Annotated in this window: 25 protein-coding genes and 1 pseudogene; 8 read left to right on the plus strand and 18 right to left on the minus strand. The window is 63.4% G+C overall.

From position 1 onward, the window contains the following. Positions 1-46: 46 nt before the first annotated feature. From ccoP to IVB29_RS06490, 6 genes are all read right to left on the minus strand, one after another. On the minus strand, positions 47-922 hold the full coding sequence (gene ccoP, locus IVB29_RS06465; RefSeq protein WP_247502563.1) for a cytochrome-c oxidase, cbb3-type subunit III: 876 nt from the start codon (positions 920-922) through the stop codon (positions 47-49). A gap of 6 nt (positions 923-928) precedes the next feature. After that, on the minus strand, positions 929-1,093 hold the full coding sequence (locus IVB29_RS06470) for a cbb3-type cytochrome c oxidase subunit 3 (protein ID WP_247502564.1): 165 nt from the start codon (positions 1,091-1,093) through the stop codon (positions 929-931). Between the two features lie 13 nt (positions 1,094-1,106). Then, positions 1,107-1,841 carry a cytochrome-c oxidase, cbb3-type subunit II gene (ccoO, locus tag IVB29_RS06475; protein WP_247502565.1) on the minus strand — a complete coding sequence of 245 codons (735 nt, stop codon included), beginning with the start codon at positions 1,839-1,841 and terminating at the stop codon, positions 1,107-1,109. 10 nt (positions 1,842-1,851) lie between these two features. Beyond that, the gene (gene ccoN, locus IVB29_RS06480) at positions 1,852-3,501 is read right to left on the minus strand and encodes a cytochrome-c oxidase, cbb3-type subunit I (protein WP_247502566.1); all 1,650 of its coding nucleotides are present in this window, start codon (positions 3,499-3,501) and stop codon (positions 1,852-1,854) included. Between the two features lie 270 nt (positions 3,502-3,771). After that, the gene (locus IVB29_RS06485) at positions 3,772-4,197 is read right to left on the minus strand and encodes a CBS domain-containing protein (RefSeq protein WP_247502567.1); all 426 of its coding nucleotides are present in this window, start codon (positions 4,195-4,197) and stop codon (positions 3,772-3,774) included. A gap of 34 nt (positions 4,198-4,231) precedes the next feature. Continuing rightward, a complete protein-coding gene (locus IVB29_RS06490) occupies positions 4,232-5,065 on the minus strand; it encodes a universal stress protein (RefSeq protein WP_247502568.1) in 834 nt (277 codons plus the stop codon). Between the two features lie 205 nt (positions 5,066-5,270). Between IVB29_RS06490 and fixL the strand changes: the two genes are divergently transcribed. The 4 genes from fixL (at position 5,271) to IVB29_RS06510 (ending at position 8,678) form a co-directional block, all read left to right on the plus strand. Further along, on the plus strand, positions 5,271-6,788 hold the full coding sequence (gene fixL / locus IVB29_RS06495) for a sensor protein FixL (protein WP_247502569.1): 1,518 nt from the start codon (positions 5,271-5,273) through the stop codon (positions 6,786-6,788). 3 nt (positions 6,789-6,791) lie between these two features. Continuing rightward, positions 6,792-7,409, plus strand: coding sequence for a response regulator FixJ (fixJ, locus tag IVB29_RS06500; protein ID WP_247502570.1), 618 nt, complete (start codon positions 6,792-6,794; stop codon positions 7,407-7,409). A 44-nt stretch (positions 7,410-7,453) separates the two neighbouring features. Further along, positions 7,454-7,876 (plus strand): response regulator, encoded by a 423-nt coding sequence (locus IVB29_RS06505; protein WP_247502571.1) that lies wholly within the window; start codon positions 7,454-7,456, stop codon positions 7,874-7,876. Positions 7,877-7,979: 103 nt separating this feature from the next. After that, complete coding sequence (locus IVB29_RS06510; RefSeq protein ID WP_247502572.1) at positions 7,980-8,678, plus strand: helix-turn-helix domain-containing protein; 699 nt, start codon at positions 7,980-7,982, stop codon at positions 8,676-8,678. 39 nt (positions 8,679-8,717) lie between these two features. On the opposite strand, the gene IVB29_RS06515 is transcribed toward IVB29_RS06510, so the two are convergent. From IVB29_RS06515 to IVB29_RS06530, 4 genes are read right to left on the minus strand one after another with little or no spacing between them, the layout of a single operon-like run. Next, positions 8,718-10,028 carry an MFS transporter gene (locus IVB29_RS06515; protein ID WP_247502573.1) on the minus strand — a complete coding sequence of 437 codons (1,311 nt, stop codon included), beginning with the start codon at positions 10,026-10,028 and terminating at the stop codon, positions 8,718-8,720. 23 nt (positions 10,029-10,051) lie between these two features. After that, positions 10,052-10,588, minus strand: coding sequence for a PRC-barrel domain-containing protein (locus IVB29_RS06520; protein WP_247502574.1), 537 nt, complete (start codon positions 10,586-10,588; stop codon positions 10,052-10,054). 19 nt (positions 10,589-10,607) lie between these two features. Further along, a complete protein-coding gene (locus tag IVB29_RS06525) occupies positions 10,608-12,812 on the minus strand; it encodes an amylo-alpha-1,6-glucosidase (protein ID WP_247502575.1) in 2,205 nt (734 codons plus the stop codon). A 57-nt stretch (positions 12,813-12,869) separates the two neighbouring features. Continuing rightward, positions 12,870-14,633 carry an ABC transporter ATP-binding protein gene (locus IVB29_RS06530; protein WP_247502576.1) on the minus strand — a complete coding sequence of 588 codons (1,764 nt, stop codon included), beginning with the start codon at positions 14,631-14,633 and terminating at the stop codon, positions 12,870-12,872. A 278-nt stretch (positions 14,634-14,911) separates the two neighbouring features. Here IVB29_RS06530 and IVB29_RS06535 point away from each other — a divergent pair, with 278 nt between their 5' ends. After that, positions 14,912-15,982: a glycosyltransferase family 4 protein gene (locus tag IVB29_RS06535; RefSeq protein WP_247502577.1), complete on the plus strand. Its 1,071-nt coding sequence runs from the start codon at positions 14,912-14,914 to the stop codon at positions 15,980-15,982. Positions 15,983-16,200: 218 nt separating this feature from the next. On the opposite strand, the gene IVB29_RS06540 is transcribed toward IVB29_RS06535, so the two are convergent. The 5 genes and pseudogenes from IVB29_RS06540 to IVB29_RS06560 all read right to left on the minus strand — a co-directional run bounded on the left by IVB29_RS06540 (position 16,201) and on the right by IVB29_RS06560 (position 22,502). Then, positions 16,201-18,132: an alkyl sulfatase dimerization domain-containing protein gene (locus tag IVB29_RS06540; RefSeq protein ID WP_247502578.1), complete on the minus strand. Its 1,932-nt coding sequence runs from the start codon at positions 18,130-18,132 to the stop codon at positions 16,201-16,203. A gap of 258 nt (positions 18,133-18,390) precedes the next feature. Next, positions 18,391-19,674: a TRAP transporter large permease subunit gene (locus tag IVB29_RS38525; RefSeq protein WP_247502960.1), complete on the minus strand. Its 1,284-nt coding sequence runs from the start codon at positions 19,672-19,674 to the stop codon at positions 18,391-18,393. 234 nt (positions 19,675-19,908) lie between these two features. Further along, positions 19,909-20,283, minus strand: a pseudogene (locus IVB29_RS38530) (TRAP transporter small permease); the annotation flags it as partial. Between the two features lie 236 nt (positions 20,284-20,519). After that, entirely contained in the window at positions 20,520-21,533 is a 1,014-nt protein-coding gene (locus IVB29_RS06555; protein ID WP_247502579.1) for a DctP family TRAP transporter solute-binding subunit, read from the minus strand. A 198-nt stretch (positions 21,534-21,731) separates the two neighbouring features. Continuing rightward, a complete protein-coding gene (locus IVB29_RS06560) occupies positions 21,732-22,502 on the minus strand; it encodes a methyltransferase domain-containing protein (protein ID WP_247502580.1) in 771 nt (256 codons plus the stop codon). 146 nt (positions 22,503-22,648) lie between these two features. On the opposite strand from IVB29_RS06560, the gene IVB29_RS06565 reads away from it, so the two are divergent. Beyond that, positions 22,649-23,392, plus strand: a complete 744-nt coding sequence (locus tag IVB29_RS06565; protein WP_247502961.1) for an SDR family oxidoreductase — start codon at positions 22,649-22,651, stop codon at positions 23,390-23,392. Positions 23,393-23,583: 191 nt separating this feature from the next. Then, on the plus strand, positions 23,584-23,991 hold the full coding sequence (locus tag IVB29_RS06570) for a hypothetical protein (protein ID WP_247502581.1): 408 nt from the start codon (positions 23,584-23,586) through the stop codon (positions 23,989-23,991). 304 nt (positions 23,992-24,295) lie between these two features. Here the strand turns inward: IVB29_RS06570 and IVB29_RS06575 are convergent, their stop codons facing one another. Both IVB29_RS06575 and IVB29_RS06580 read right to left on the minus strand, forming a co-directional pair. Beyond that, the gene (locus tag IVB29_RS06575; protein WP_247502582.1) at positions 24,296-24,625 is read right to left on the minus strand and encodes a hypothetical protein; all 330 of its coding nucleotides are present in this window, start codon (positions 24,623-24,625) and stop codon (positions 24,296-24,298) included. Between the two features lie 41 nt (positions 24,626-24,666). Beyond that, positions 24,667-25,203 (minus strand): hypothetical protein, encoded by a 537-nt coding sequence (locus IVB29_RS06580; RefSeq protein WP_247502583.1) that lies wholly within the window; start codon positions 25,201-25,203, stop codon positions 24,667-24,669. 125 nt (positions 25,204-25,328) lie between these two features. Here IVB29_RS06580 and arr point away from each other — a divergent pair, with 125 nt between their 5' ends. After that, complete coding sequence (gene arr, locus IVB29_RS06585; RefSeq protein ID WP_247502584.1) at positions 25,329-25,745, plus strand: NAD(+)--rifampin ADP-ribosyltransferase; 417 nt, start codon at positions 25,329-25,331, stop codon at positions 25,743-25,745. 137 nt (positions 25,746-25,882) lie between these two features. Here arr and IVB29_RS06590 read toward each other — a convergent pair whose 3' ends face one another. Then, positions 25,883-26,236 (minus strand): UBP-type zinc finger domain-containing protein, encoded by a 354-nt coding sequence (locus IVB29_RS06590; RefSeq protein WP_247502585.1) that lies wholly within the window; start codon positions 26,234-26,236, stop codon positions 25,883-25,885. Between the last annotated feature and the right edge of the window lie 101 nt (positions 26,237-26,337).

The raw sequence follows: 26,337 nt of genomic DNA on the forward strand, positions 1-26,337 counted from the left end.
GCTCAAGCGGGGGCGGTTTTGTTCGCCCCCGCTTGTTGTCGTCAGGCTACTTTCCGCCGCCCAGCGAGTGGACATAGACCGCCATCGCCTTGATCGTGGCGGGGTCGAGCCGCCCTTCCCAGGCCGGCATCACCCCGGCGCGGCCCAGGCTGATGGTCTCGATCAGGGTGGCCTCGTCCGAACCGTAAAGCCAGATCTTGTCGGTCAGGTTGGGCGCGCCCATCTCCGGATTGCCCTTGCCGCCGTCGCCATGGCAGGCGACGCAATTCTCCGCAAAGATCTTCTCGCCCTTGGCGGCGTCATAGCCCTTGCGGGTCGGAAGGCCCGCCAACGCGCGGACATAATTGGCGACCGTGACGATCTCGTCGCTCTTCAGCACGCCGTCCTTGCCGAAGGCCAGCATCTGGCCCTCATGCGCCTTGGCGTGGCCCGAGCGGGCGCCGAACTGGATGGTCTGCATGATCTGCTCGAGCGTGCCGCCCCACAGCCAGTCGTCGTCGTTCAGGTTCGGAAAGCCCTTGGCGCCGGCGCCGCCGGAGCCGTGGCATGGCGCGCAATTGTCGCCGAACACGGTCTTGCCCTTGGCGCGGGCGAGCGCCAGCAAGGCCGGATCCTTCTCGATGTCGGCGAGCGGCGCCGCCGCCAGCGCCACCATCTTCTCGCCGCGGACAGAATCGAGATTGGCGAGCTCCACCGCGAGGCTGGCGCGCGTCGAGTAGCCGAACAGCCCGGTCGTATTGCCCGAGATCAGCGGCCAGGCCGGATAGACGATCCAGTAGCCGATCGCCCAGAGGATGGTGAGATAGAAGCAGATCACCCACCAGCGCGGCAGCGGCGTGTTGAGCTCCTTGATCCCGTCCCACTCATGCCCGGTCGTGGACCTGCCGGTGACGGAATCGATGTCGCTATGATGATCGGTCATGATCTCTTACTCCTCCCGCAACGGCAGGTGGGCTGCTTCGTCGAAGGCGGCCTTGTTGCGAGGCCAGAATGCGTAGGTGATGATCGCGAGAAAGATCGCGACGAAGACCGGCGTCCAGATCGTGGTGACGAGACCGGACGCGAGATTGTCGAGTGTCAGGATGGCTTTCATCGTTGATGCCTTCTCAGCGAAGATTGGCTTTCTCGTTGTAGATCTTGAAGTCGACCAGCGTGCCGAGCATCTGCAAATAGGCGATCAGCGCGTCCATCTCGGTCGGCGTTCCCGTTTTGCCGTCGAAATTGCGCACCACGGCCTTGGCGTAGCGCTTGCTGAAGGCATTGCTGCCGGCATTGTCGGGATCGGCCTGCGCCTTCATGTCCGCACCGGCGTTGGCGATCTGGTCGTCGGTGTAGGGCGTGCCGATGGCCTTGAGCGTCTTCATATGGTCGGCGATCGTATCGGGATCGACCTCCGTTGCGCTGAGGAACGGATAGCCGGGCATCACCGATTGCGGCACGATCGCGCGCGGGTTGGTCAGATGGGTGACGTGCCAATCGTCGGAATATTTTGCGCCGACGCGGGCAAGGTCCGGACCGGTACGCTTGGATCCCCATTGGAACGGGTGGTCGTACATGCTCTCGGCGGCGAGCGAGAAGTGGCCATAGCGCTCGACCTCGTCGCGCAGCGGCCGGATCATCTGGGAATGGCAGAGATAGCAGCCTTCGCGGACATAGACGTTGCGTCCCGCAAGCTCCAGCGGCGTGTACGGCCTGACGCCGTCGACCGCCTCGATCGTGCTCTTGAGGTAGAACAGCGGCGTGATCTCGACGAGACCGCCGATCGCGATCACCAGCAGGATGCCGACGATCAGGATGATCGAGTTCTTTTCGAAGATTTGGTGGCGTGTCCAGAACGACATGGAAAACTCCTCATTCCGCCGGCTGAAGCGCGACGGGCATCTGGACTTCCTGTTCGCCGACGCGAACGGTCATCCAGAGATTGTAGGCCATGATCAGCGCTCCGATCAGGAACAGCCCGCCGCCGGCGGCGCGGATGATGTAGAAGGGATGCATCGCCTCGACGGTCTCGATAAAGGAATATTCGAGGAAGCCGAGCGAGGTATAGGCGCGCCACATCAGGCCCTGGAGAATGCCGGACACCCACATCGCCGAGATGTAGAGCACGATGCCGAGCGTCGCGATCCAGAAGTGCCAGTTGACGAGTTTCAGGCTGTAGAGGCCCTTGCGATTCCACGCCCATGGCACCAGGCAATAGAGCGCGCCGAAGGAGACGAAGCCGACCCAGCCGAGCGCACCGGAATGCACATGGCCGATGGTCCAGTCGGTGTAGTGGCTGAGCGAGTTCACCACCTTGATCGACATCATCGGGCCCTCGAAGGTCGACATGCCGTAGAAGGCGACGGAGACCACCAGCATGCGCAGCACGGGATCGGTGCGCAGCTTGTCCCAGGCTCCCGACAGCGTCATCAGGCCGTTGATCATGCCGCCCCAGGAGGGCATCCACAGCATGATCGAGAAGGTCATGCCGAGCGTCTGCGTCCAGTCCGGCAGCGCCGTGTAGTGCAGATGATGGGGACCTGCCCAGATGTAGAGGAAGATCAGCGCCCAGAAATGGATGATCGAGAGGCGGTACGAATAGATCGGCCGCTCGGCGCGCTTCGGGATGAAGTAGTACATGATGGCGAGGAAGCCGGCGGTCAGGAAGAAGCCGACCGCGTTGTGGCCGTACCACCACTGGAACATCGCATCCTGGATGCCGCCCCAGGCGACGTAGGATTTCGAGCCGAACACCGAGACCGGCAGCGCCGGGTTGTTGCCGAGATGCAGGACCGCGATCGTCACGATGAAGGCGAGATAGAACCAGTTCGCGACGAAGATATGCGGCTCCTTGCGCTTGATGAGCGTGGCGAGGAAGACCAGCAGGTAAGTGACCCAGACAATGGTCAGCCAGAGATCGGCATACCATTCCGGCTCGGCATATTCCTTCGACTGGGTCACGCCGAGCAGATAGCCGGTGCCGGCGATCAGAATGAAGAAGTTGTAGCCGACCACGACGAACCAGGGCGCGAGATCGCCGGCGAGGCGAACGCGGCACGACTTCTGCACGACGTAGAACGACGTCGCGATCAGCACGTTGCCGCCGAAGGCGAAGATCACCGCCGAGGTGTGCAGCGGCCGCAGGCGGCCAAAACTGGTCCAGGGCAGATCGAAATTCAGCGCGGGCCAGGCCAGCTGCGAGGCGATGATGAGGCCGACCAGGAAGCCGGCAATGCCCCAGAACATCGCCATGAAGGAGGAGAACTTGATCGGGCCCATATTGTAGTTGGGCCGCCCGTTGATCTCGGCCTGCGGCAGCGCCGCCGGGCGATCGAAGTAGCGGTTGACGATGCAGAACACCGCAGCGAGGCTCGCCGCCGCGCTGAGCGCGGCATGGAAGGCGAAGGGCGTATCGACCGCCTTGGCCGCGGCGATCACGCAAAGGAAGGCGGTGACCGCGAACACGACAGCCAGGCCGCTTTCGCCTGTTGTCATCGATTTGGAGATGGAGGGTTGGCTCATCGCGGATTCTCTTTCGAAAGAACACGCCGCCAGAAACCACATTTACCCTCGCGGGGAATTGATTGAAATCAAGGGAGATGGATTTCTGTTAATGTGAGCAATGCAGCGCCAGTTGAAGTGCCCTCTCCCCTTGCGGGAGAGGGCAGCGAGGACGGTGCGGCAATCTCATTAGGGTGAGGGGTTGGCTCCGCAGCGAAGGTCTCTCCGCGGAGAGAGACCCCTCATCCGGCGCTTCGCGCCACCTTCTCCCACATGGGGAGAAAGGAAAAGTCAATCGGTCGCCGTCGCCTTCAGCGCCTTGATGACGTCCTCGCGGGCGATGATTCCGACCAGGTTCTGCGCGCCGTCGAGCACGATGATGCTCCGGATGCGGTGCTCGACCATGATCTGGAGCACGCGCGTCAGCCGCGTGTCGGGGCTGACATAAATGAACTCCGGGGTCATGACGTCGCCGATCTTGCGGCTCATCAAATCATGATAGCGCGGCAGCATCTGGCTCGGCGTGAAAGCAAAACACTTGAGGATGTCGAACTTGGTGACGATGCCGACCACCTGCCCGTCATCCTGGACCGGATAGGAGTTGAAATCGTCGCGCTCGAACATCTCGCTGAGCGCGAGCAGGTCCTGGTCCCGCGGCACTGTCCTGACATTGCGGGTCATGTAGCCGTCGACGGTCAGTTCGAGAAACTTGTACACGGCGCGTCCTCCTCGAATAGCTATTAGCCGGCCGTCAGTGCGACAGCAGCACGCTGCGCACCGGTTGCGTGACCAGATGCTGGGTGACGCCGCCCAGGATCAGCTCGCGAAACCTCGAATGACCATAGGCCCCCGCCACGATCAGGCCGGCGCCGACGTCGCCGGCAACCTTCTCCAATTGCGCCGCGGCGGTTTCGCTTCCGGAGGCCTCGCAGATGCGCGCGCTCGCGGTGACGCCGTGACGGGCGAGCCAGGCGGCGACGTCGGTGACGCCGGCCATCACGGCCGAGCGGTCGTCGCCCTGCTCCGGAATTTCGACGATGGTGATATCCCTCGCCTTGCGGAGCATCGGCAGCGCATCGGCCACCGCGCGCCGCGCCTCCGGCGTATCCTTCCACGCCACCAGCACGCTGCGCAGGTCGAGCCAGTTCACATTGTCAGGGACCACCAGAAGCGGCCGTCCCGCCTGTATCACCAAATCCTTGGGGCTTGCGAGCGCAAACGCGTCGGAGAAGGCCGGGCTCTGCCCGCCGCTGACGATGATGTCGGCGCAGCGCGCCTGCACCAGTGCGAATCGCGCCGGAAAATCCATGGCGCTGCGCCACTCCGCGCGCCCGCCACGAGTCTTGGTCGCAGCGCGGAACTGGGCCTCCAGATCGGCAAGGCGCCGCTTGACGGAGGCTTCGCCCTCGTCGATCAGCGACTGGGCCTCGGCGCCGTCGGTGAAATAGAGCGGCGGCGTGAACCGGGCCGCTGCGACACCCACAATAACAGCCTCGAATCGCTCGGCGAGCTCACCCGCGACTTGAAGACGCGCCTCGTTGGACTGATCGAGCGCCAGGCTGACCATCACGGTCGCGTATGTCATCGGGAGTCTCCGCACAGCAATGAACTGGCGTGAAATCTAGCCTCGCCGTGACAAGGCGAGATGAGGTAGATCAAATCGCCAGACGGCCCCAGCAGGAAATCCGCCAATGGAATCAGACATCCGAACTTGCCTCCGGCCCGGCCATGAGCGAAATTGCCGTCATGTTCGCGGCACCTGAGGACCGCAAGAGACGAGGAGCAATCGATTGTCGCCGACCCGTGTAACGCATCCGCCGGACGATGGCCGCGGTGAGCATTTCCGGGTCCGGATCGAAGGGTTCGGCGTCGGCACCTGGGATCTCGACCTCAAGACGCGCGAACTGGACTGGTCCGATACCGCAAGGGCCCTGCTCGGCATCGAGCCAAACCAGCCGGCCAGTTACGACCTGTTCCTGTCACGCCTGGAGCCAGGCGACCGCGAACGCGTCCAGAGCGCGATCAAGCGCGTCAGCGAAGGCGGCGGCGGCTTCGACGTGTCCTTCAAGGTGGCCGATGCGTCCGGCGGGGGACAGTGGATCCGCGCCCGGGCCGGACTCATTCGCGACGATTCCGGCGCCGCCCGTCATCTTAGCGGCATCTTCCTCGATATCGACGCGGAGAAGCAGGTCGAGGAGACGCTGCGCACGCGCGAGACCCACCTCCGCTCCATTCTCCACACCGTCCCCGATGCCATGATCGTCATCGACGGCCAAGGCATCATCCAGCTGTTCAGCACGGCGGCGGAGCGCCTGTTCGGCTTGTCCGAGCAGGAGGCGATCGGCCAGAACGTCAGCATCCTGATGCCGGAGCCTGACCGTGCCCGCCACGACAGCTACCTTGCGCGCTATCGCACGACCGGCGATCCGCACATCATCGGCATCGGCCGCATCGTGACCGGCAAGCGCCGCGACGGCACCACCTTCCCGATGCATCTGTCGATCGGCGAGATGCAGTCCGGCGGCGAGCCCTATTTCACCGGCTTCGTCCGCGACCTCACCGAACACCAGCAGACCCAGGCGCGGCTCCAGGAGTTGCAATCCGAGCTCGTCCACGTCTCGCGGCTGACCGCGATGGGCGAAATGGCGACCGCGCTCGCGCACGAGATCAACCAGCCGCTGGCGGCAATCAGCAATTACATGAAGGGCTCGCGGCGGCTGCTTGCCGGCAGCACCGATCCCAACACGCCGAAGATCGAAAGCGCGATGGATCGTGCGGCGGAGCAGGCCTTGCGCGCCGGCCAGATCATCCGGCGCCTGCGCGATTTCGTCTCCCGCGGCGAATCGGAGAAGCGGGTCGAGAGCCTGTCCAAGCTGATCGAGGAGGCCGGCGCGCTCGGCCTTGCGGGTGCACGCGAGCAGAACGTGCAGCTCCGCTTCAGCCTCGATCCGGACGCCGATCTCGTCCTCGCCGACCGCGTGCAGATCCAGCAGGTGCTGGTCAATCTGTTCCGCAACGCGCTCGAGGCGATGGCGCAATCGCCGCGGCGCGAACTCGTGGTCGCCAACAAACGCGTCAGTGACGACATGATCGAGGTGGAAGTCTCCGACACCGGCTCCGGCTTCCAGGACGGCGTCATTCCAAACCTGTTCCAGACCTTCTTCACCACCAAAGACGCCGGCATGGGCGTGGGACTGTCCATCAGCCGCTCGATCATCGAGGCTCACGGCGGCCGCATGTGGGCAGAGAGCAACGCATCGGGCGGCGCGACATTCCGCTTCACTCTTCCGGCAGCCGACGAGAACTGATCAATGGCGACCAAGGGACATGTCTACGTCATCGACGACGACGCCGCGATGCGGGACTCGCTGAACTTCCTGCTGGAGTCCTGCGGCTTCGGCGTCACGCTGTTCGACAACGCGCAAGGCTTCCTCGACGCCCTGCCCGGCCTCACCTTCGGCTGCGTCGTCTCCGACGTGCGTATGCCCGGCCTCGACGGCATCGAGCTGTTGAAGCGGATGAAAGCGCGGCAAAGCCCGTTCCCGATCCTGATCATGACAGGTCATGGCGACGTGCCGCTCGCGGTCGAGGCGATGAAGTTAGGCGCAGTCGACTTTCTCGAAAAGCCGTTCGAGGACGACCGCCTCACCGCCATGATCGAGAGCGCGATCCGACAGGCCGAGCCGGCAGCCAAGAACGAGGCCGTCACGCAGGATATCGCCGGCCGCGTCGCCTCCTTGAGTCCCAGGGAACGGCAGGTCATGGAAGGGCTCATCGCGGGCCTCTCCAACAAGCTGATCGCCAGGGAATACGACATCAGCCCGCGCACCATCGAAGTGTACCGGGCCAATGTCATGACCAAGATGCAGGCGGGCAGCCTCTCAGAACTGGTCCGGCTGGCGATGCGCGCCGGCATGCTGGGGGATTGAGGCAAGTCAAGTTCGCCGCTTTTGGCTGTGATAGCCAAGGCTGCATGATCGAGATTGGCTCGCACCCTCAGCGGCTCCCAATGGCGTCAGCGGCAAAGCCCACAATCTACGTGGTCGACGACGATGCCGCCGTGCTGGGCTCCCTGCAATTTCTGTTGGAAACCGACGGTTTTGCCGTGCGGACCTTCAGGAATGCGACGGCGCTGCTCAATGCCAGCGGCGCGCCGGGCGCCGATTGCTACGTGATCGACTACAAGATGCCCGACATCAATGGCATCGAGCTGGCCGGCCGGCTGCGCCAAGCCGACGGCGATATCCCGGTGATCCTGATCACCGGGTATCCGGACGGTAATATCTCGGCCCGTGCGGCGGCCGCGGGCGTCAAGGACGTCATCTTGAAGCCGCTTCTGGACGAAAACCTGGTCAAACGCATCCGCCACGCCATCCAGGGCCGTCGGCGAAATTGACCTACGGGGTTCTACGTAGGTAAACCTCCCTAAGATATCTCGCGAAATTTTCGAAGCATCTGTTACCGCGTACCAAAGCGTCATCACAACGGAGATGGCGCAGATGCTGACCCAGACGCTCAACACCCAGGCGATCAACACGCAAGTTCGTGGCAAGATCGCCCCTGCCCATCCCGTGTCCGACCAGTTCGGCGCGATCGCCGGCCATGCCGGACTTGTCGCCACCGAGTTCTCCTACCGCAAGGACGAGGAGATCTATGGTGAGGACGAGCCGGCCGAATATGTCTACCAGGTCGTGTCAGGCGCCGTGCGCAGCTACAAGCTTCTCTCCGACGGCCGCCGTCAGATCGGCGCCTTCCATCTTTCCGGCGACGTGTTCGGCCTCGAATCCGGCTCCACCCACCGCCTTGCCGCTGAAGCCATCATCGACACTAATGTACGCCTCGTGAAGCGCGCCAGCCTCGATAAGGCAGCCGGCACCGACGTGCTGGTCGCCCGCAAGCTATGGGCGATGACGGCTGGCGAGCTGCGCCACGCCGAAGACCACATGCTGCTCTTGGGCCGCAAGACCGCGATGGAGCGCGTCGCGACCTTCCTGCTCGAAATGGACCGTCGCCTTGCCGTTGCCGGCATGATGGCGCTGCCGATGTGCCGCCGCGACATCGGCGACTATCTCGGCCTTACCCTCGAAACCGTGTCGCGCGCGCTGTCGCAACTTCACGCCCAGGGCATTTTAGGTTTTTCCGGCGCCCGCCAGATCGTACTGCGCAACCGGGCGCGCCTGCACAATCTCGACGCCTGATTTTTCGATCTTCCCCCACTTACGGCCGGTTGAATGCGTTCAGCCGACCATTTCTTTCGTCGCGATCACGCCCCTGCGCCGCGTCTCCGGCATCACCAGCAAGATCAGAAGAAACCCCGTCGCAGCGATGCTCGACAGCCCGAAGAAGGCGGTGGCATTGCCGAACTTGTCGCTGACATAGCCGCCAAGCGCCGTGCTCAGCGCCGCGCCGATGCCCGTTGCCGTGCCGACGATGCCCTGCGCGAGATTGAAATGACCGCTGCCGAAGGCGACGTCGGCCACGATCAGCGGGATCATCACCGCGAATACCGCCGCGGTGAAGCCGTCGAACACCTGCACCGCCACCAGCAGATAGGGATCGCGCACGGTCGCGAACAACACGCCGCGAATCGTCAGCGCGGCGAACCCGATCAGCAGCAGCGGCCGGCGGCCCCAGAGTTGCGCCTTGCGTCCGACTGAAGGGGATAGCAGCGCCACGATCACCTGCGGCACGACGATGCAGAAGGCGACGAGCACCGTCGCCCACTGGCTCGACCGCGCCGTCACCGCGCTTGCCATCAGCGGCATCATCGCGGCGTTGGCCAGTTGCAACAGCAAGACACTCAGCGCAAAGACGATCAGCGGCTTTTGCCGGATCAAATGCCAGATATTGGTATCGCCACGATCCTCCGCCTCGCGCGGCATCGCGCCGTGACAGCGCGCGATGTCGACCTCCTCCTCGCGGATGCGCGACAGCGCGATCAGGGTCGGGATCGCCAGCAGGAAGGTGACCAGGAATACCGAGCGGCTCGACAGCAGATAACCGGCGGTGCCCATCACCGCGGCGGCGACGCCGTTGCCGAGCGATGCAAAGCGCGCATTGCGGCCGAGCCGCTCGCCGATCGCGAACGGACCGACGAGGCCAAGGCTGATCGCCGCGATCGCCGGGCCCAGCACGCAGCTTGCCGCGGCGTGCAGGGTGGCGGCTGCCACCACCACCGGGAAGATTGGCATTGCGGCATAGGCGAGTGCACAGCAGCCGATCGTCGCAATGGCAAGTCCCGCCACCAGCCGCTCCGATTTTGCGGCATCGATGATGGCGCCGCCCGGCATCTGGCCGATCAGCGCGACGATGCCGCCGATCGACAGCACGAGGCCGATCTCGACCTGGGTCCATTTTTGCGTCGTAAGATAAACCGCGATGAAGGGCCCGAACCCGGTCTGCACGTCGGCTAGGAAGAAGATGAACCAGTCGAGACCGCGCAGGCTTTGGCGCGACGGCGCCGGCATGCCCGCAGGCGGCCGCGCGACGACGTTGTCCTGTTCAACGCGCCCCTCGCGATCCGCACGGTTCGGCTTCGACAAAAGCACAGGCGATCAGCCCTCCCGGCGCCTCACTGAACAGCTTGCAGCGGTTGAAGGCTGCCGGACGCGCCGAGCACGACCATCGGCATGTCTTCCTTGTACTCAGGCGCGGCCGCGACCTGCGCCTTGGTCAATTCCAGCGTGATGCTGTCCTTCTTGTTGGCGATCTTGCCGAATCGCATGGCGTTCCAGTCCACCACGATCTTGCGGCTGCCGACGCCGAGAAAGCCGCCGAAATCGATCACGGCGGCGCGGACATGGCCGGTCCGGTCGACGACGACGTCGACGATGCGGCCCATGTCCTCGTCGGCAGCGCTGCGCACGTCCCGGCCGAGCACGCCATGAGCATCGCTCGCACCGATGATGGTCACCGACGGCGGCGGCGCGGCATCCTTCGGCGTGACGGTCACAGTGGATGCCGGCGGCTGCACCGTGGCCGGCGCATTCGCTTCACTCGGAGGCGTCGTGGGAGCCGCCGCAGGCGTCTCCTCAGCCGCACGCGATACGGCGCTCGTCAAGCCCGCGACGAAGGCCACGCTCAGGATCAACGCTCCGATCGTACGCATGGTCCCTCCTTGCGCGCCGCTAGCGCGCCAGCACGATCGACACCTGGATCTGGCCGCGCGTGCGCAGCACTTCCAGCGCCACGTCGTCGCCGTGGCGGCTGACGCGCAGATCCACGGCGGATTCGCCCAGCCGCAGATCCCGCAGGATGACCTCGTTCAAAAACGGCGGCAGATGCGGGTTGCGCAGGCGGATCTCGCCGCGCGCCACGTCGAACTCGATGCCGAGCGCCGCCTCCAGCAAGGTGAATGGCGTCGCGCTGGCCCAGGCCTGCGGGGCGCAGGCGACGGGATAGAGCGTCGGGCCGCGCCGCTTCTCGCGGCGGAAGCCGCAGAACAATTCGGGCAGCCGCCGCAAATCCATGTAGCTGGCGGCGTCGAACAGCCCCTTGAAGACATGCGCCACCGAATGCTTGAGGCCGTAGCGCGCAAGCCCGAGCGCGATCAGCGCGTTGTCGTGCGGCCAGATCGAGCCGTCATGATACGACATCGGGTTGTAGCGCACCTCGCCGACGGCGACGGTGCGGATGCCCCAGCCCGAGAAGAAATGCGGCTGCATCAAATCGGCGGCCACGAGGCGTGCGCGGTCCTCGCGGATCATGCCGCTGAACAGGACCTGTCCGGCGTTCGAGGTTCGCACCTTGCAGGGACGCTTCTTGCCGTCGAGGGCCAATGCATAAGTGCCGAGCTCCTCGCACCAGAACGCCTTCTCGAAGCGCTCGGCCAGCGACTTGGCTTCGGCCTCGAGCTTGCGCACGCGATCCGGCTTGCCGAGCCGCAGCGCGCAGCGCGCGGCCAGCTGCTTGGCCGCGTAGACGTAGCCCTGGACTTCGGCGAGCGCGATATTGCCTTCCGCTAGCTGGCCGTCGGCATGGAAGATCGCGTCATAGGAATCCTTCCAGCCCTGGTTGGCGAGCCCCTTCTCGGTGGCGCGCTGATATTCGACGAACCCGTCATTGTCAGGGTCGCCGGGGCCGTCGATCCACGCCAGCCCCGCCTCGATGGCAGGCCATAGCTCGATCAGTGTCTTTTCGTCGCCAGTCCGTTCGAAATAGCTTCCGGCGAGCAGCACGAACAATGCCGTGGAATCCACGCTGCCGTAATATTGCGAGAACGGCACTTCGTGCAGCGCCGCCATCTCGCCGCCGCGCATCTCGTGCAGGATCTTTCCGGGCGCAGCGTCAGCGAGCGGGTCGACCTCACTCGCCTGAAAATGGGCGAGTCGCCTGAGCACGCCCTTGGCGACGCGCGGATCGACCCACAGCATCTGGAGCGCAGTGATCAGCCCGTCGCGCCCGAACGTCGTCGAGTACCAGGGAATGCCGGCATAGGGATAGCGGCCTTGCGGCGTCTCCGTCGTCAGCATGTTGAGGTCGGCCATGGCCTGGCACAGCACCTCGTTGAAGATGTTGTTGGAGGTCTCGATGCTGGCCGCGCCCATCGTCGACTGCCGCATCTCGCGGCGATGGGCGAGCAGGCCGCGGAAGAAGCGCGCCGGCTTCTCCGCGATCGGCCGGTTGCAGGACGCAGCCACGAACAGCGATTTCGACTGATGCGGGTCCAGCTCGATCTCCCACGTCGCTGCGTTCACCGAGAGCCGCGTCGGGCGTGGATCAAAATGCAGCCCCGTGGTGCGCGCGGCATCGTCGAGACCGCGATATTCGAACAGCACGTCGGTCGGCCCGAGCAGCTTGCTGGTGCCGGTGCCGCGGCGCGGGCGGCGTTCGCCGCGGACCTCGAACAGATCGGCAAAATCATTGTCGAACAGCAGCGTCAGCCCGAAGCTCGTACGCCGGTCGCCGTGGTTCTGTACGCCGATGCGTTGATAGGCGGTGCCGCGCCACAAAAAGATCGTTCGCACGATGTGCAGCAGATCCTTTTGCAGCACGAGACTGCCGTCGCGGTAGATGTCGGGGTTGGTGAGATCGACGGTCAGCGCCGAATTGTCGTCGCGTAAGTTCGAGCCGAGCAGCAGCGGCTGGAGATCGTCGAGGACCAGCTCCAGCCGCGCCAGGTAGCGCGTGTCGTGGTGAAACAGGCCGTCCGGCCCGCCGGCCGATGCGCCGATGTCGCCATGGCTGTCGAGCACGATGAAGGTGTCGTCGTGCTTGAGCGAGCGCCGGGGCCGCGCCGACGGCCCCGTCATCGGGATATAGAACGGCTGCTCCGCGACCTGCTCCACGGTCCGCGCCACGGAGACGAGCTTGGTGACGACTTCGGCTGCCATGAGCGGCTCCCCTGCTCCTGTTTCGAGACGCGACCAACGCGAACGCGACTGTTGGGTTTACGCGGCGAATTTTGCGAGCCGGCTCATCTCCTGCGTGACGAGCTCACGATAGGGCCCGTGGCCCTGCATCAGGCGATCGGGCGCGCCGTCCTCGATGATCTTGCCATGCCTCAGCACGATGACCCGGTCGAAATTGCGCAGCGTCGCGAGCCGATGCGCAATCGCGATCACGGTTCGGCCGCGCATCAGGCGCGACAGCGCCTCGCGGATCGCTTCCTCGGATTCGCTGTCGAGCGCCGCGGTCGCCTCATCCAGCAACAGGATCGGCGCGTCCTTGAGGAAGGCGCGCGCGATCGCGATGCGCTGACGCTGGCCGCCTGACATCTTGACACCGCGGTCGCCGACCATGGTGTCGAGGCCGTCCGGCAGGCTGTCGATGAAATCGCAGCGCGCCGCGATTGCCGCGCGCAGCACCTCGTCGTCGGTGGCGTTCGGGCGGCCATAGCGGATGTTCTCGCGAATGGAGCGATGAAACAAGGAAATGTCCTGCGGCACGACCGAGATGGCCTCGCGCAGGCTCAGCTGGGTCACCATGGAAATGTCCTGGCCGTCGATGGTCACGCTGCCGTCGTCGACATCGTAGAAGCGCTGAAGCAGCGTGAACAGCGTCGACTTGCCGCCGCCGGACTGGCCGACCAGGCCGACGCGCTGGCCGGGCTGCAAGCGCAGGCTGAAGCGCTCAAAAATCTTCGCAGCGCCGGGATAGCCGAAGGTGACGTTGTTGAAGGCAATCGCGGCGCCGCTCTTGACCAGCGGTTCGGCCTCAGGGTGATCGCGCAGCTCGTGTGGAGTCAGGAGCGTCGCGATCGCCTCGGTCAGACGCGCGACATGCTGGGTGACGTCGACCAGCGCCACCGCGAGATCGCGCGTTGCACTCAGGATCGAAATGCCGAGCGTACAGACCAGAACGACGTCGCCGGTGGTCGCCTCGCCCTGCTGCCAGAGTGTGACCGCCCAGGCCATCAGCGCGATCGTCAAGAGCACGGTCACGGCGGCATGCATGAGCCGTAGCTTTTCGAGATAACGCAGGCTCCGTCCGCGCGCGTTGACTTCCCGGTTAACAGTGGCATCGAACCTTTCATGCTCGTGGCCGATCCCGCAGAAGGCACGAACCAGCGGCATGTTGCTGATGACGTCGATCATCTCGCCATCGACGGCGGCCGCCTTGTCGGCAAAGTCGTCGTGCAGCGGCTTGCCGGCGGCGGCGAGACGGAACATCGCGACCACCATGCCGCCGGCGACCACGATCAGGCCGAGTGCCATATAGGGACTGACGGTTCCAATCAGCGCGATCGCCGCAATTGTGGCGACGCACGGCGGCAACACATTCCAGACGAACATGTTCTCGACCGTGAACACGGCGTTGGATGTGGCGGTAATCCGGCTGGTCAGCATGCCCGGCATGCGGTCGGAGAAGTAGCTCGGCGAATGTCCCGTGAGATGACGAAATATGTCACGGCGTAAGTCACCCGTGACACGAACGAAGGTGAAGCTCGCGGTCCAGCTCGCGATCCGCCACAAAAAATTGTCGGCGGCGATCAGCGACATGAGCAGAATGAATGCCAGCCATACGCTGCCGCCGTGCGAGGTTCCCGCGGACAGACTGTCGACCAGCGACTTGACGCCGTACTGCGTGCCTACCGAGCAGGCAACCGCTGCAACGACAGCGGTCAGGATCACCAGATGCGATGCCAAACGCTTCCGAAGATAGCGCAAGACAAAGGCAAATGGCCTGCGCGCATATCCAGCAAGATGATCCATGTGACTGCAACCCCGTCGTGATGATTCAAATTGTTCTTGGCTGATCGACTGAACATCGACCGCTTCGCCTCGGTTCCCGGGCAAGGCCATCACGACATGCGGATGCGGACGATGTGGGAAGAGGAGATGGCATCATCGCGGCCAAGCTGACGTGTGTCGAAGAAGTAACGTTCACTAAAGGAACTTCGCAAATGCGAGAACGTTCCCCTCCCGGCATGCCGGTGCCGACATACGGCGGGGGCTTTTGACTTCCATGATCGCACAGAGGAGATGGTAAGATGCGCATCGCGCAGGTAGCTCCGTTGACCGAAGCTGTTCCACCCAAGCTGTATGGCGGCACCGAGCGGGTGGTGCACTGGTTGACGGAGGAGTTGGTTGCCCTTGGACACGACGTGACGCTGTTCGCCAGCGGCGACTCGCAGACGTCGGCGAAGCTCGATGCATTATGGCCGCGGGCACTTCGCCTCGACGGTTCCGTGCGCGATCCCAACGCGCTGCACATGGTGCTGCTGGAGCGCGTGCGGCAGAAATGTGACAACGAGGAGTTCGACTTCCTCCACTTCCATCTCGATTATTATCCGTGGTCGCTGTTCCACCGGCAGCCGACACCGTTTCTCACCACTCTGCACGGCCGGCTCGATCTGCCCGAGCATCAGCCGGTGTTCAACACCTTCTCGAAAATGCCCGTGATCTCGATCTCGAACGCGCAGCGGCGGCCGGTGCCGCAGGCGAACTGGGTGACGACGATCCATCATGGCCTGCCGGAGAAATTGCTGACGCCAAAGCCGGCGAAACAGGAATATCTCGCCGTGCTCGGCCGCATCGCACCCGAGAAAGGCGTCGACCGCGCCATCAAGATCGCCATGCATTGCGGCATTCCGCTCAAGATTGCAGCCAAGGTCGATCGCGCCGACCAGGATTATTACGACGAGCTGATCAAGCCGATGATCGCAGGCAATCCGCTGGTGGATTTCATCGGCGAGATCAGCGATCATGAGAAGTCCGATTTCCTCAGCGGCGCGCTCGGGCTGCTGCTGCCGATCGACTGGCCGGAGCCGTTCGGCCTCGTCATGATCGAGGCCATGGCCTGCGGCACGCCGGTGATCGCCTTCAACCGCGGCTCGGTGCCGGAGATCATCGACGAGGGCCTCACCGGCTTCGTGGTCGAAGACCTCCTCAGCGCCGCCGGCGTCGTCAAGCGACTGCCGCAACTGGACCGCGCGGCGATCCGCAAGCAGTTCGAGGAACGTTTTACCGCGCGGCGAATGGCCCTGGATTATCTCGCGGCGTATCGCAGTTTGCAGGAGGCGCAGGCACCGCGGATCAAGCTGGTGAGCAGCGCGGAGTAAGGCTTCTACATCGCTGCCAGTCGAAGTGCCCTCTCCCCTTGTGGGAGAGGGCTTCGAGGCGGAGCGGCAAACTCGCTCGGGTGAGGGGTTGCTGCCGCATATAAAAGCTTATCCCGGGAAAGAGACCCCTCATCCGGCGCTTCGCGCCACCTTCTCCCACAAGGAGAGAAGGGACGAAGCAGGAGCGGCAATGACGGAGGACGTGGTGCGCGACTTGCCTACACCACCACCGTCCGCTTCGGCTCCACGATCTCGAACATCCGCGGGAATTCGTCCATCAGGCCCATCAGCTCGGCGAGCCGCATCGGGTTGCCTGAAAGCTTGACCTTGCCGGCAGCGACCGCTTCCGGAAAGCTCGTCAGTTTTGCAATCACCTCGTCGAGCGTCGCGCGCGCCAGCGTAAAGCTGGCATCGGCGCCTTCGGCCTGCACGCCTTCGGTATAGGTCAGTGCGCAGTTCTCCAGATTGAGTACGAACGTCTCGCCGGTGTCCGAAAAGCTCCAGTTCAGCACGATGTGCTTTCCTTCGGCCTTCGGACCGTTGAGGCGAATGCCCAACACGTCCCACAGCTGTGAGGTGCGCAGTGCGGCCAGCGTCTCGCGCGGCATCGGCGGGCGCGGCGGGGTCTTTGGCATGCCCTGTCGCAATTCCTGCGCGCCGAACAGATAGGCGTTTCGCCAGGTCGAGCTCTCGGCGGCATAGCCGAGCTGCTCCAGCGTATCCGCCAGCAGGCTACGTGCCGCCGCATTGTCGGGCTCGGCGAAGACGAGATGGCCGAGTGCCTGCGCGACGAAACGAAACTCGCCCTTGCCAAAATCCACTCGCGCCCGCGTCAGGATCGCGTCAGCGCCGCCCATGTATTCGACATACTTCTTTCCGGACTCGACCGGCGGCAGTGGATCGAGATTGACCGGGTTGGCGTCGTACCAGCCGAGATATTTCTGGTAGATCGCCTTCACGTTATGGCGGATATGGCCGTAATAGCCGCGGCCGTGCCAGGCGCCGTCCAGGCTCTTCGGCAGCTGGATCGTCTCGGCGATCTCGGTGGCGGTGAGGCCGTGGTTCATCAGGCGGATGGTCTGGTCGTGCGCGAATTTGTAGAGGTCGCGCTGCTGGCGGATCATGGTGCCGATGCGCTCGCCGCCCCACACCGGCCAGTGATGCTGTCCGCACATCGCCTCAGCCTTGCCGTCCCAGAGCTGAAGCGCCTCATTGAGATATTTCGACCAGGCCAGCGCATCGCGCACGTCGGCGCCGCGGAACGGCAGCAGATTGTGGAAATTGTGGGTGCAGTTCTCGGCGAGGTTCAAAACCTTGTAGCGCGGAATGAAGAAATGCATCTCCGCCGGCGCTTCGCTGTTCGGCGCCATCTGGAATTCGAATTCGACGCCGTCGATCACGCGCCTGTCGCCGGTCGCCATGATCAGATCGGTCGGCCGCAGCAGCGCGACCGTGCCGGCCGCCATCGACTTGCCGAGCCCGTTGTCGACCTGCCCCCGCATGCCCTTGGCGAGGAACGGGCCGAATTGATATTGCGCCCGGCGCAGCATTGCCGGGCCCGCAATGATGTTCTCGGAGACGGCATGCTCCATGAACAGATTTGGCGCAATGATGGGCACGCTGGCATTGGCGAGCGCATCCTCCTCGAGCACGCCGCGCGCACCGCCCCAATGATCGGTGTGGGTGTGGGTGAAGATCACGGCCGCGACCGGCCGCGTGCCGCGGTGCTTGTAATAGAGATCGAGCGCGGCGCGCGCGCCTTCGATCGAGGTCAGCGTGTCCACGACGATGACGCCGCTATCGCCCTCGATCAGCGTCATGTTGGCGATGTCGAGCCCGCGCACCTGGTAGATTCCGGGCACAACCTCGAACAGCCCGTGCTGCATGTTGAGCCGAGCCTGCCGCCACAGGCTGGGATTGACCGTCGGCGGCGCCTGCTCGGCCGACAGAAAGCCATAGGGCCTCAGGCTCCAGACCGTCCGCCCTTGCGGGTTGGTAATCTCTGCGTTCTCGATCGTGCCGAGAAAGCCGCGCGCGGCATCGTCGAAATCCCGCATGTCGGAAAATGGCAGCGCGTTCAGCATCGCCGTCTGCTGCGCGATGACGGACGCCGATGCGTCCTTGGGCTCGCTGCTGGATGTGTCTGTCATCTCTGTATCCTCCCGGCTTGTTGCGGACATCTAACCGCATCTCGCCGCCGATTGCCATTGGAGGAGACGAAGCAAATAAAGCGAGGTGCCCTCTTGCCTTCTCCCCCTGTGGGAGAAGGTGGCGCGAAGCGCCGGATGAGGGGTATGTCTCCGCTCGAAAAACTGTTCGCGAGGATAGAGACCCCTCACCCGGCTTCGATGCTTTGCATCGAAGCCACCCTCTCCCACAACGGGCGAGGGTGCACCGTCTTCGCCGCGCTAATGCATCCCCAGCACCCTCGGCAGCCACAGCGTCAAATCGGGCCAATAGGTCACGATGACGAGGAAGCCGAGCATGGTGATCAGCCATGGCATCACCGCGACCGCGAGATCGGTGATCCGCATTCGCGCGATCATCGATGCGACATAGAGGTTCAAGCCGACAGGCGGATGGCAGAGGCCGACCTCCATGTTGACGTCCATGACGATGCCGAAATGCACGAGGTCGATACCGAGCTTCTTGGCCGCGGGCGCCAGGATCGGCGCCATGATCAGGATGATCGAGTTCGGCTCCATGAAATTGCCGGCGAGCAGCAACAGGATGTTGACCACCAGCAGGAAGCCGACCCAGCCGAGATTCTGCGCCGCGATCCAGTCGGCAAGGACCATCGGCAGGTTCTCGTTGGCGAGCACGAAGGAGAACAGCACCGCGTTGGTGACGATGTAGAGCAGCATCGCGCTGGTGTTGGCGGCGCGGAGCAGCACCCGCGGCACGTCCTTCAGGCCGATCGCCTTGTAGACGAACACCGCAATGATGAAGGAATAGACCGCGGCCATTGCGGCCGCCTCGGTCGCCGTGAACAGGCCGCTGTAGATGCCGCCGATGATGATGACGACCAGCATCAAGCCCCAGATGCTCTCGCGGAAGGCGTGAAGCGTTTCACCCCAGCTCGCCTTGGCCATCCGCGGATAGTCGCGCTTGCGTGCGAGCCACCACGTGACGATGCAGAGCATCGTCGTCAGCAGCATGCCGGGCAGCAGGCCGGCGACGAACAGCGCCCCGATCGAGGTATTGGTCGAGACCGCGTAGACGATCTTCGGGATCGACGGCAGCATCAAGATGCCGAGCGAGCCCGCGACCGTGATGATGCCGGCGCCGAAGCGCATCGGATAGCCGTGGCGGACCATCTCGGGCAGCACGATGGCGCCGATCGCCGCAACGGTCGCGACGCTCGAGCCGCACACCAGCGCGAACATCGCGCAGGCGACGATGCCGGCAAGGCCAAGGCCGCCGTGCCAGTGCCCGATCAGCGAGGTCGCGAAATTGATCATGCGGCGCGCGACGCCGCCATGGGTGAGGAAGTTGCCGGCGAGAATGAAGAACGGGATCGCCATGATCTCGAAGCCTTCGATGCCCGTGAAGAGCTTCATCGAGACGGCTTCGATCGGCACCGTGGTCAGCGTGAACAGGAACGTCATCACGGTCAGACCAAGCGCGATCGAGACCGGGATGCCCGTCAGCATCAGCGCGATCAACAGCGCGAACACGGTCGCGGCGCGCATCCAGTGCGGCAGCACCACCACGCCGAATTTTTCGGCAAGACACATGGCGAAAATCAGGATCGGCGCCATGATCAGGATCACGCCGAGCGGCGAAACTTTTCGCGCGGCAGCTTTCGTTGCGGCGCCAGCCGGCTGCGGATGCAGCGCCGGCGAGCCGTCGGCCTCCACGCCCTCGACATGGCTCTCGTCGTGATGCGGCAGATGGCCGGTCCAGTAGTAGGACCAGCAGACCTGGAGGAAGCGGAAGCACATCAGGCCGGAGCCGAGCGGGATCGCGAGATACACGAACCACATCGGCGCTTCCAGATCGTTCGACTGCTGGCCGGTCTTGAACATCTCGGCGACGAAGGAGGCGCCGAAGGCGGCAATCATGCCGGTGAACAGCGCGCCGCACAGCAGCGAGAACATGATCACGTGCTTGCGCGAATGTTCGGGCAGGCGGTTGACGAGCAGATCGACGCCGACATGGATGCCGGTGCGCACGCCATAGGCCGCGCCGAATTTCGCCATCCAGATGAACATGTAGATGCAGAGTTCCTGCGCCCAGGACAGATCGAGCTCGGACAGGAAAGTGAACACCGCCATCGACAGCGTCGCGAGCCAATTCATTCCGTGCGCGGCCGCCCATCTCGACAGGACGATCGATTCGCCGGCGCCGTAACGGTGCACCACGGCGATGAAGATCAAACCGGTTGCAGCCGCAATGAGCGTCGCGATCAACCACTCCTCGAGGTGATTGAGCGCCGAATTGAGCACGCGAAGCAAATCAAAGTCCCCCTATCGATGCGAAACGGTCGGGAGTGCGCACACTCCCGACCGTTGGTATTACGCTCCCGGAAAACGCGTCAGTTCATCTTGACGTCGAGTTCCTTGGCGACGAGATCGAGCACTTCCTGCCCGACCCTGCCTTTTGCCCACGTATATGTCGGCCGCATCGCCTCCTGCCACGCCTTGCGATCGGCGTCCGTCAGATAATGCAGCGTGGTCTTACCTGCCTTTTTGATCTCGGCCAGCGCGTCCTCGTTCTCCTGATGCGCGATCTGGTTGGTGTATTCGGTTGCGTCCGCCATCGCCTTCTCGACCTGGGTGCGGATGTCGGGCGGCAGGCCGGACCAGAATTTGGAATTGACGATGACGGCATATTGCAGATGGGCGTGATAGGACACGGTGATGTCCTTCTGCACCTCGTAGAACTTCTGCGTCAGATAGTTGGACGCGGTATTCTCGCAGCCGTCGACCACGCCGGTCTGGAGCGCCTGGTAGACTTCCGAGAACGCCATGATCTGCGGGATCGAGCCCATCAGGCGGAAATACTGATCGGCGATCTTCGATCCTGATATCCGGAATTTCAGGCCCTTGAAATCCTCCGGCTTCATCAGCGCGCGGTTCGAGGACACCATGTGGAAGCCGTTGTCCCAATAAGCGAGCCCGGTGATGCCCTTGGCCTCCAGCTTCTGGAACAGCCACTTGCCGATGGTGCCCTTCATCGCGCTGGAATAGGTCGCGTCGTCCTTGAACAGCCAGGGCAGGTCGAGCGCCTCGAATTCCCGGATCCCGAGCGGCGCGAACTTCGCGGTCGAAGGCGCCAGCATCTGCACCGAGCCGAGCTGAAGCGCCTCGATCTCCTCCTTGTCCTTGTAGAGCGAGGAGTTCGGATAGACTTCGATCTTGACCTTGCCGTCGGTGTACTTCTCGGCGAGCTCCTTGAACTTCAGCGCGCCCTTCCCCTTCGGGGTATCGTTGGCGACGACGTGGCTGAATTTGATGACGATCGGGGCTTGGGCCTGGGCCAGATCAGGAACTAAGGCAGGAGCCACGAAAATAGCTGCGGCCGCGACCGCGAGAGCCAGCTTGCGCATGAAACAACCTCCCAACAACCTTTAAAACCGGGTCTTTTTTGTTTTACGGTTTCAGTAGTGGCAGCAATCCGCCACCCGAACAACTAGACCTAAGCCCAATTTGCCGCAGGCAAGCTATCTTGACGGCTGCTCTCGACGCAACCCGGCACCCGCTCCCTTCCCGGAAGCGAGCGCTTATGTCGCATTGCGAAGGTCGCATTAGCCCTTGCGCTGGGCGACCATGAACAGCCGTCGGAACGGGAACAGCGTCTGCCCCGCGGCATTCTTCGGGTACGCCTTGGCGACGCGCTCGCCATAGGCCGCTTCGAAAGCCGCCTTTTCGTCGCCCTGCAAAATGTCGAGATAGCGCGTCAGCCAGGTCCCCTTGGTCCATTCCTTCACGGGGTTGTCGCCTTCGAGCACCTGGAGATATTCGGTCTCCCAGATGTCGACGTTCTCCGACAGCGGCGCCAGAAGATCATGATAGAAGGCCGGCCCCTCGACCGGCGGCGGCGTGACGAGGTGCTCGACCTTGGACCGCCACGGTCCGTTCAGCGCCGTCTCGCCGATCAGCACATGCGACGGGGCCAGGAAGTTGCGCGGCATCTGCACCGCCAGCATGCCGCCGGGCGCCACCTTCTCCATGACCGACGGAAACAGTGCCGCATGATTGGGCAGCCAGTGCAGTGCGGCATTGGAATAGACCACATCGTATTGCTTGGTCGGGCGCCAATGGCCGAGGTCTTCGTGCGACCATTCCACGTCCGGCGCCGCCTTGCGGCCGGCAGCAACCATCTCGGCCGAGCCCTCGACGCCTGTTACGGCCGCATCCGGCCAGCGCTCCTTGATCAGTTTTGTCACGTTGCCCGCGCCCGCCCCGAGATCGGCGATCGTGCGCGGACCAACATCCGGTATCCGCATCAGCAGGTCGACGGCGGGCCGGAGCCGGTGGCCGGAGAATTTTAGATATTGCTGCGGATCCCAGACCATCGTTCGACGCCTTTTCTTTTTCGTGTTTCCTTCGCGGCGGCTCTTGGTTACCACTGCTCGTCCCGCTCAGGCAATTCGCAAAGCCCGCGGGACGGGCAGGAAACGAACACCAAAAATCAAAAGCCAGAACAAGAAAGCGTGTGACCATGGACCTCGGGCTCAAATCGAAAACCGCTGTTGTCACCGGCGCGAGCATCGGCATCGGCCGCGCCATCGCCAAGGGCCTTGCGGCCGAAGGCGTGCGCATCGTCGGCGTGGCCCGGCGCACCGATCTGCTTGCAGAGCTGGTGAAAGAGGTCGGCGGCGGCCTGATCACGCCGCTCGAGCAGGACGTGATGGCCAAGGATGCCGCCGAAAACATCGCGGCCTTCGCGGTGAGGGAGCTCGGCCATGTCGACATCCTCATCAACAATGCCGGCGGCAGCCGCCCCCTCCCCGTCGATGCGCCCGACAGCAAATGGGACGAGGCGATCGCGCTGAACTTCACCAGCTACCGCCGCATCGCGCATGCGCTGCTGCCGCAGATGATCGAGCGCAAATGGGGCCGCATCGTCAACATCACGGGCAAGTCCGAGCCCGAAGGCCTCAACGCCGCGTTCGCCGCCAAGGCCGCCGTGCACGCCTGGGCCAAAGGCCTGTCGCGCGAGATCGGCGAGCACGGCATCACCATCAACTGCATCCCGCCCGGCCGCATCATGAGCGAGCAGATCCGCCGCAACTATGCCCCGGATTATCGCGAGCGTTTTGCGGAGGAAGAGATTCCGGTCGGCTACTGGGGCGAGCCGGAGGACCTGGCCGCGCTCGCGGTGTTTCTGGCCTCGCCTGTGGCAAGGTACATCACAGGGACGGTGATCCCGGTGGATGGCGGGTTGCGGCGGTATCAGTTCTAACTTCCCGCACATCTCTCGTGTCCCGGACGCGGTGCAGCACGAAGTGCTGCTCCGCTGAGCCGGGACCCAGTCATGCCGCCAGGGAATTCAGCCCGTAGGATGGGTTTCGCTTCAGCGAAACCCATCTCTCGACGTGAAGCATGATGGGTTTCGCAAGTGCTCTACCCATCCTACGCGCTACGAGAAAGACGATGCCACGCCCACTTACTCCTAAAGAGCGTGATTTGATCGCCTTTATTCTAGGTCAGCATTCGCCTTTGCAGGACCATTTTGGTCTCGTGGAGGAAATGAACGACGGTGGCATGGGTAGCCTTCGCTTTGTCGGCAGGGCAGACCGGCGTTTCGGCAGATGTATTGGCGAAGCCGAATTTGACGATGCCGATGGAGTGCCGGTGTCGGTAGCACTGAACGCCGATCAGCGCGGAGATCTGTTTGAACTCGATCTTTGGAAAGTCGATTTTTCGCCGCTACAAAGGATCGCAGCCCTAGTGAACTCCGATCCCCTAACGTTGGCCGCCACAGCCCGTAGGATCGGTAGAGCGAAGAGACTTGGCAAGAATCCTAGCCGTTTACGCGGACGAGTGTACGATTCGGCATGACGAATCGTACGTTCAAGACCGGGCTAAGCCGTGATCAGGTAAGACTTCTGCCTGCGCGGGTCGAAGATTATGTGGATCGCGAGAATCCCGTTCGCGCGATCGATAGGGCACGGCACGATTAACCGGGCAAACGATCGGGGCACTTCTGATCACATTGCTGTTCGCCGTCACATCGGCCGATTTGGCACCCCGGATCGGCATCAGCATGGCAGCCGCGCTGGCGCTGGTCGCCGGCTGGGTGAGCCTCACCCGCCTGGCACGACGGCAGCGGACAAGCCAATGACAGGCGTCAGCAGCAAGTGCTCTACTTGAAATAAGAAGGGTAGGTCCAGTACTGGCCTTTCTCCTCTACCGGATGTGCCCGCATGATCGCTTTTTGGCCGGCGCGGAGGTCTTCATCGACAATCATCGCCGTGCCCACGGGAAAGGTGCGGCACTCTCCCGAACCCTTCTGCTCGCGCCAGAATGGCGCGAAGCGAGCGGGGTCACCCATCAGTTCGCCGAGCGTTTTCAACGTCGGCCATGACTTGCATGCAACGGCTGCAGCCGTTGCGATCACCCTCTGGCCCGGGCTGTGGGCCTGCACAGCACCACAGGTGGTCAGGGCAACGATGATGACGACGATGAGCTTCACGCCCGGTCCCCATGCTTGACCGCATTTGATGTCGCGCGGCCTCATTTCTGCAGCACCTGCACTTGCCGTAGCACGGCCAGCAGCTCGGCTCGCAGTTTGGTGGACGGGATCGTGGCGCGGGCGACGGTGGACAGGTGCAAGTCGATCCACGTCCCTGCCTCGATCCGCTCGGCCCGCAGATTAGACTGAATGGCGCTCGGCAGGGACACGTCGAATGCGACCACCTCCCATGCGCCCTCCCGCAGCGTTTCGACCCGAGTTGGCGCGCGGGCGCGCGCGTAAACCGGAGATCGCGATTCACCCTCCCAGAACGCGTTGAGCCCCTTGTATTGTTGTGCCGGCTCCAGCCAGCCGCTGACGATCAGCAGCGGCTCCTGTCGGGTCAGCTTGAAGTAGTTGGGTTTGGCGGCCGCCGCATCAGGCAGCAGCGAGGGGTCAGAAACCTTCACGACGACCCGGCTCTGCGGCATTGTAAATGTGAACGGTACTTCGGACCGGGCAACGCCGCTCAAAGCGGTCAGTGCGATGATACAAAAGGTGCACAACAGCGCAAATCCGTGCCCGGCGTGAGATCGCATCACTCCCCCTCGACAAAATCAACCGGGATCATAGCTAGCGCGAGATGCACGCATAGCCAGTCGTCTGCTCGAGCTCGCCTCATCGACCTTCACCAATATGAACCAGCAATTCCGGGGATCGTCTGATGTCATCTGTAGCAACCACGTTCGTGCAATCATTCTTCCACGGCACACGGGCCGATTTGAAACCCGGCGACCTGATTGCCGTCGGCCACCCATCCAACTTCACCGACATCAAGCCGCTATCCTGGGTCTATTTCGCGGCCACGCTGGATGCGGCGATCTGGGGCGCCGAGCTGGCCGCAGGCACCGCACGCGGACGCATTTACGTCGTGGAGCCGACCGGGCCGATCGTGGACGATCCCAACGTGACGGATAAGAAGTTTCCCGGCAATCCGACGCTGTCATATCGCTCCCGCGATCCGTTGAGGGTCATCGCAGAAGTAACGCAATGGCAAGGCCATACGCCTGAACGGCTGCAGCAGATGAAAGACAACATCGCTCGCCTCAAGGCGGAGGGTAATAACAACATCATCGACTAGATCTACGAGGATCAGGCAGCGAAACCCATCGGCGGCATGCGACGTGACGCGCCGCAGCCCCGAAGGGCTCAGAAGCCGCCCCCTTATGCGGAACGCGCGGAAGGTCGGCCACAGGCCAATGGCTAAAGACCTGCCGCCTATTGATGGAGAAGTGTTTGCCAGTCTGAAGGCACCGCGTCGGCGGGTCCGGGCACCGGCTGATCCAACGGACGCGAGTGAGGACCCTGAAGCTTCGGGCCGGCGAAACTCTCACCTGTCCGATAGTCGTAAAACCATCGTTCACCCGGCTCGAAGCTCGTGATGATCGGGTGACCTGTCGCCGCGTTATGTCTCGACGCATGCTGATTTGGTGAAGTATCACAGCAGCCGATGTGACCGCATTCGACACATCTGCGAAGATGCAGCCACCACCCACCCGCAGCCGAGCATTCCACGCAACCCGTGCCGGTCGGCTTGGCCGCGAGGTTGATGCCATCCCTCTCAGACTTCATCGGTCAACTCACTGGAAGTGCTCGTGGTCACCACAGATGCATTCACGCTGCGATCTCGTCCCCGATCCCTGCCATCGTCGCATTTTGCCAGTGTTCTGCCC

Origin of the sequence: Bradyrhizobium sp. 1 (assembly GCF_023073315.1) — a bacterium.
Classification (GTDB): Bacteria; Pseudomonadota; Alphaproteobacteria; order Rhizobiales; family Xanthobacteraceae; genus Bradyrhizobium.

Coding starts and splice junctions, on each gene's coding strand:
- IVB29_RS06510 (WP_247502572.1), top strand. CDS start 7,980: ATGCTGACCCAGACGCTCAACACCCAGGCGATCAACACGCAAGTTCGT.
- arr (WP_247502584.1), top strand. CDS start 25,329: ATGTCATCTGTAGCAACCACGTTCGTGCAATCATTCTTCCACGGCACA.
- IVB29_RS06525 (WP_247502575.1), bottom strand. CDS start 12,812: ATGGCAGCCGAAGTCGTCACCAAGCTCGTCTCCGTGGCGCGGACCGTG.
- IVB29_RS06540 (WP_247502578.1), bottom strand. CDS start 18,132: ATGACAGACACATCCAGCAGCGAGCCCAAGGACGCATCGGCGTCCGTC.
- IVB29_RS06570 (WP_247502581.1), top strand. CDS start 23,584: ATGCCACGCCCACTTACTCCTAAAGAGCGTGATTTGATCGCCTTTATT.
- IVB29_RS06580 (WP_247502583.1), bottom strand. CDS start 25,203: ATGCGATCTCACGCCGGGCACGGATTTGCGCTGTTGTGCACCTTTTGT.
- IVB29_RS06505 (WP_247502571.1), top strand. CDS start 7,454: ATGATCGAGATTGGCTCGCACCCTCAGCGGCTCCCAATGGCGTCAGCG.
- IVB29_RS06565 (WP_247502961.1), top strand. CDS start 22,649: ATGGACCTCGGGCTCAAATCGAAAACCGCTGTTGTCACCGGCGCGAGC.
- ccoP (WP_247502563.1), bottom strand. CDS start 922: ATGACCGATCATCATAGCGACATCGATTCCGTCACCGGCAGGTCCACG.
- IVB29_RS06555 (WP_247502579.1), bottom strand. CDS start 21,533: ATGCGCAAGCTGGCTCTCGCGGTCGCGGCCGCAGCTATTTTCGTGGCT.
- IVB29_RS38525 (WP_247502960.1), bottom strand. CDS start 19,674: ATGCGCGCCGCGACCGTGTTCGCGCTGTTGATCGCGCTGATGCTGACG.
- IVB29_RS06470 (WP_247502564.1), bottom strand. CDS start 1,093: ATGAAAGCCATCCTGACACTCGACAATCTCGCGTCCGGTCTCGTCACC.
- ccoN (WP_247502566.1), bottom strand. CDS start 3,501: ATGAGCCAACCCTCCATCTCCAAATCGATGACAACAGGCGAAAGCGGC.
- IVB29_RS06535 (WP_247502577.1), top strand. CDS start 14,912: ATGCGCATCGCGCAGGTAGCTCCGTTGACCGAAGCTGTTCCACCCAAG.
- IVB29_RS06490 (WP_247502568.1), bottom strand. CDS start 5,065: ATGACATACGCGACCGTGATGGTCAGCCTGGCGCTCGATCAGTCCAAC.
- IVB29_RS06560 (WP_247502580.1), bottom strand. CDS start 22,502: ATGGTCTGGGATCCGCAGCAATATCTAAAATTCTCCGGCCACCGGCTC.
- IVB29_RS06590 (WP_247502585.1), bottom strand. CDS start 26,236: ATGAAGTCTGAGAGGGATGGCATCAACCTCGCGGCCAAGCCGACCGGC.
- fixJ (WP_247502570.1), top strand. CDS start 6,792: ATGGCGACCAAGGGACATGTCTACGTCATCGACGACGACGCCGCGATG.
- IVB29_RS06520 (WP_247502574.1), bottom strand. CDS start 10,588: ATGCGTACGATCGGAGCGTTGATCCTGAGCGTGGCCTTCGTCGCGGGC.
- IVB29_RS06530 (WP_247502576.1), bottom strand. CDS start 14,633: ATGGATCATCTTGCTGGATATGCGCGCAGGCCATTTGCCTTTGTCTTG.
- ccoO (WP_247502565.1), bottom strand. CDS start 1,841: ATGTCGTTCTGGACACGCCACCAAATCTTCGAAAAGAACTCGATCATC.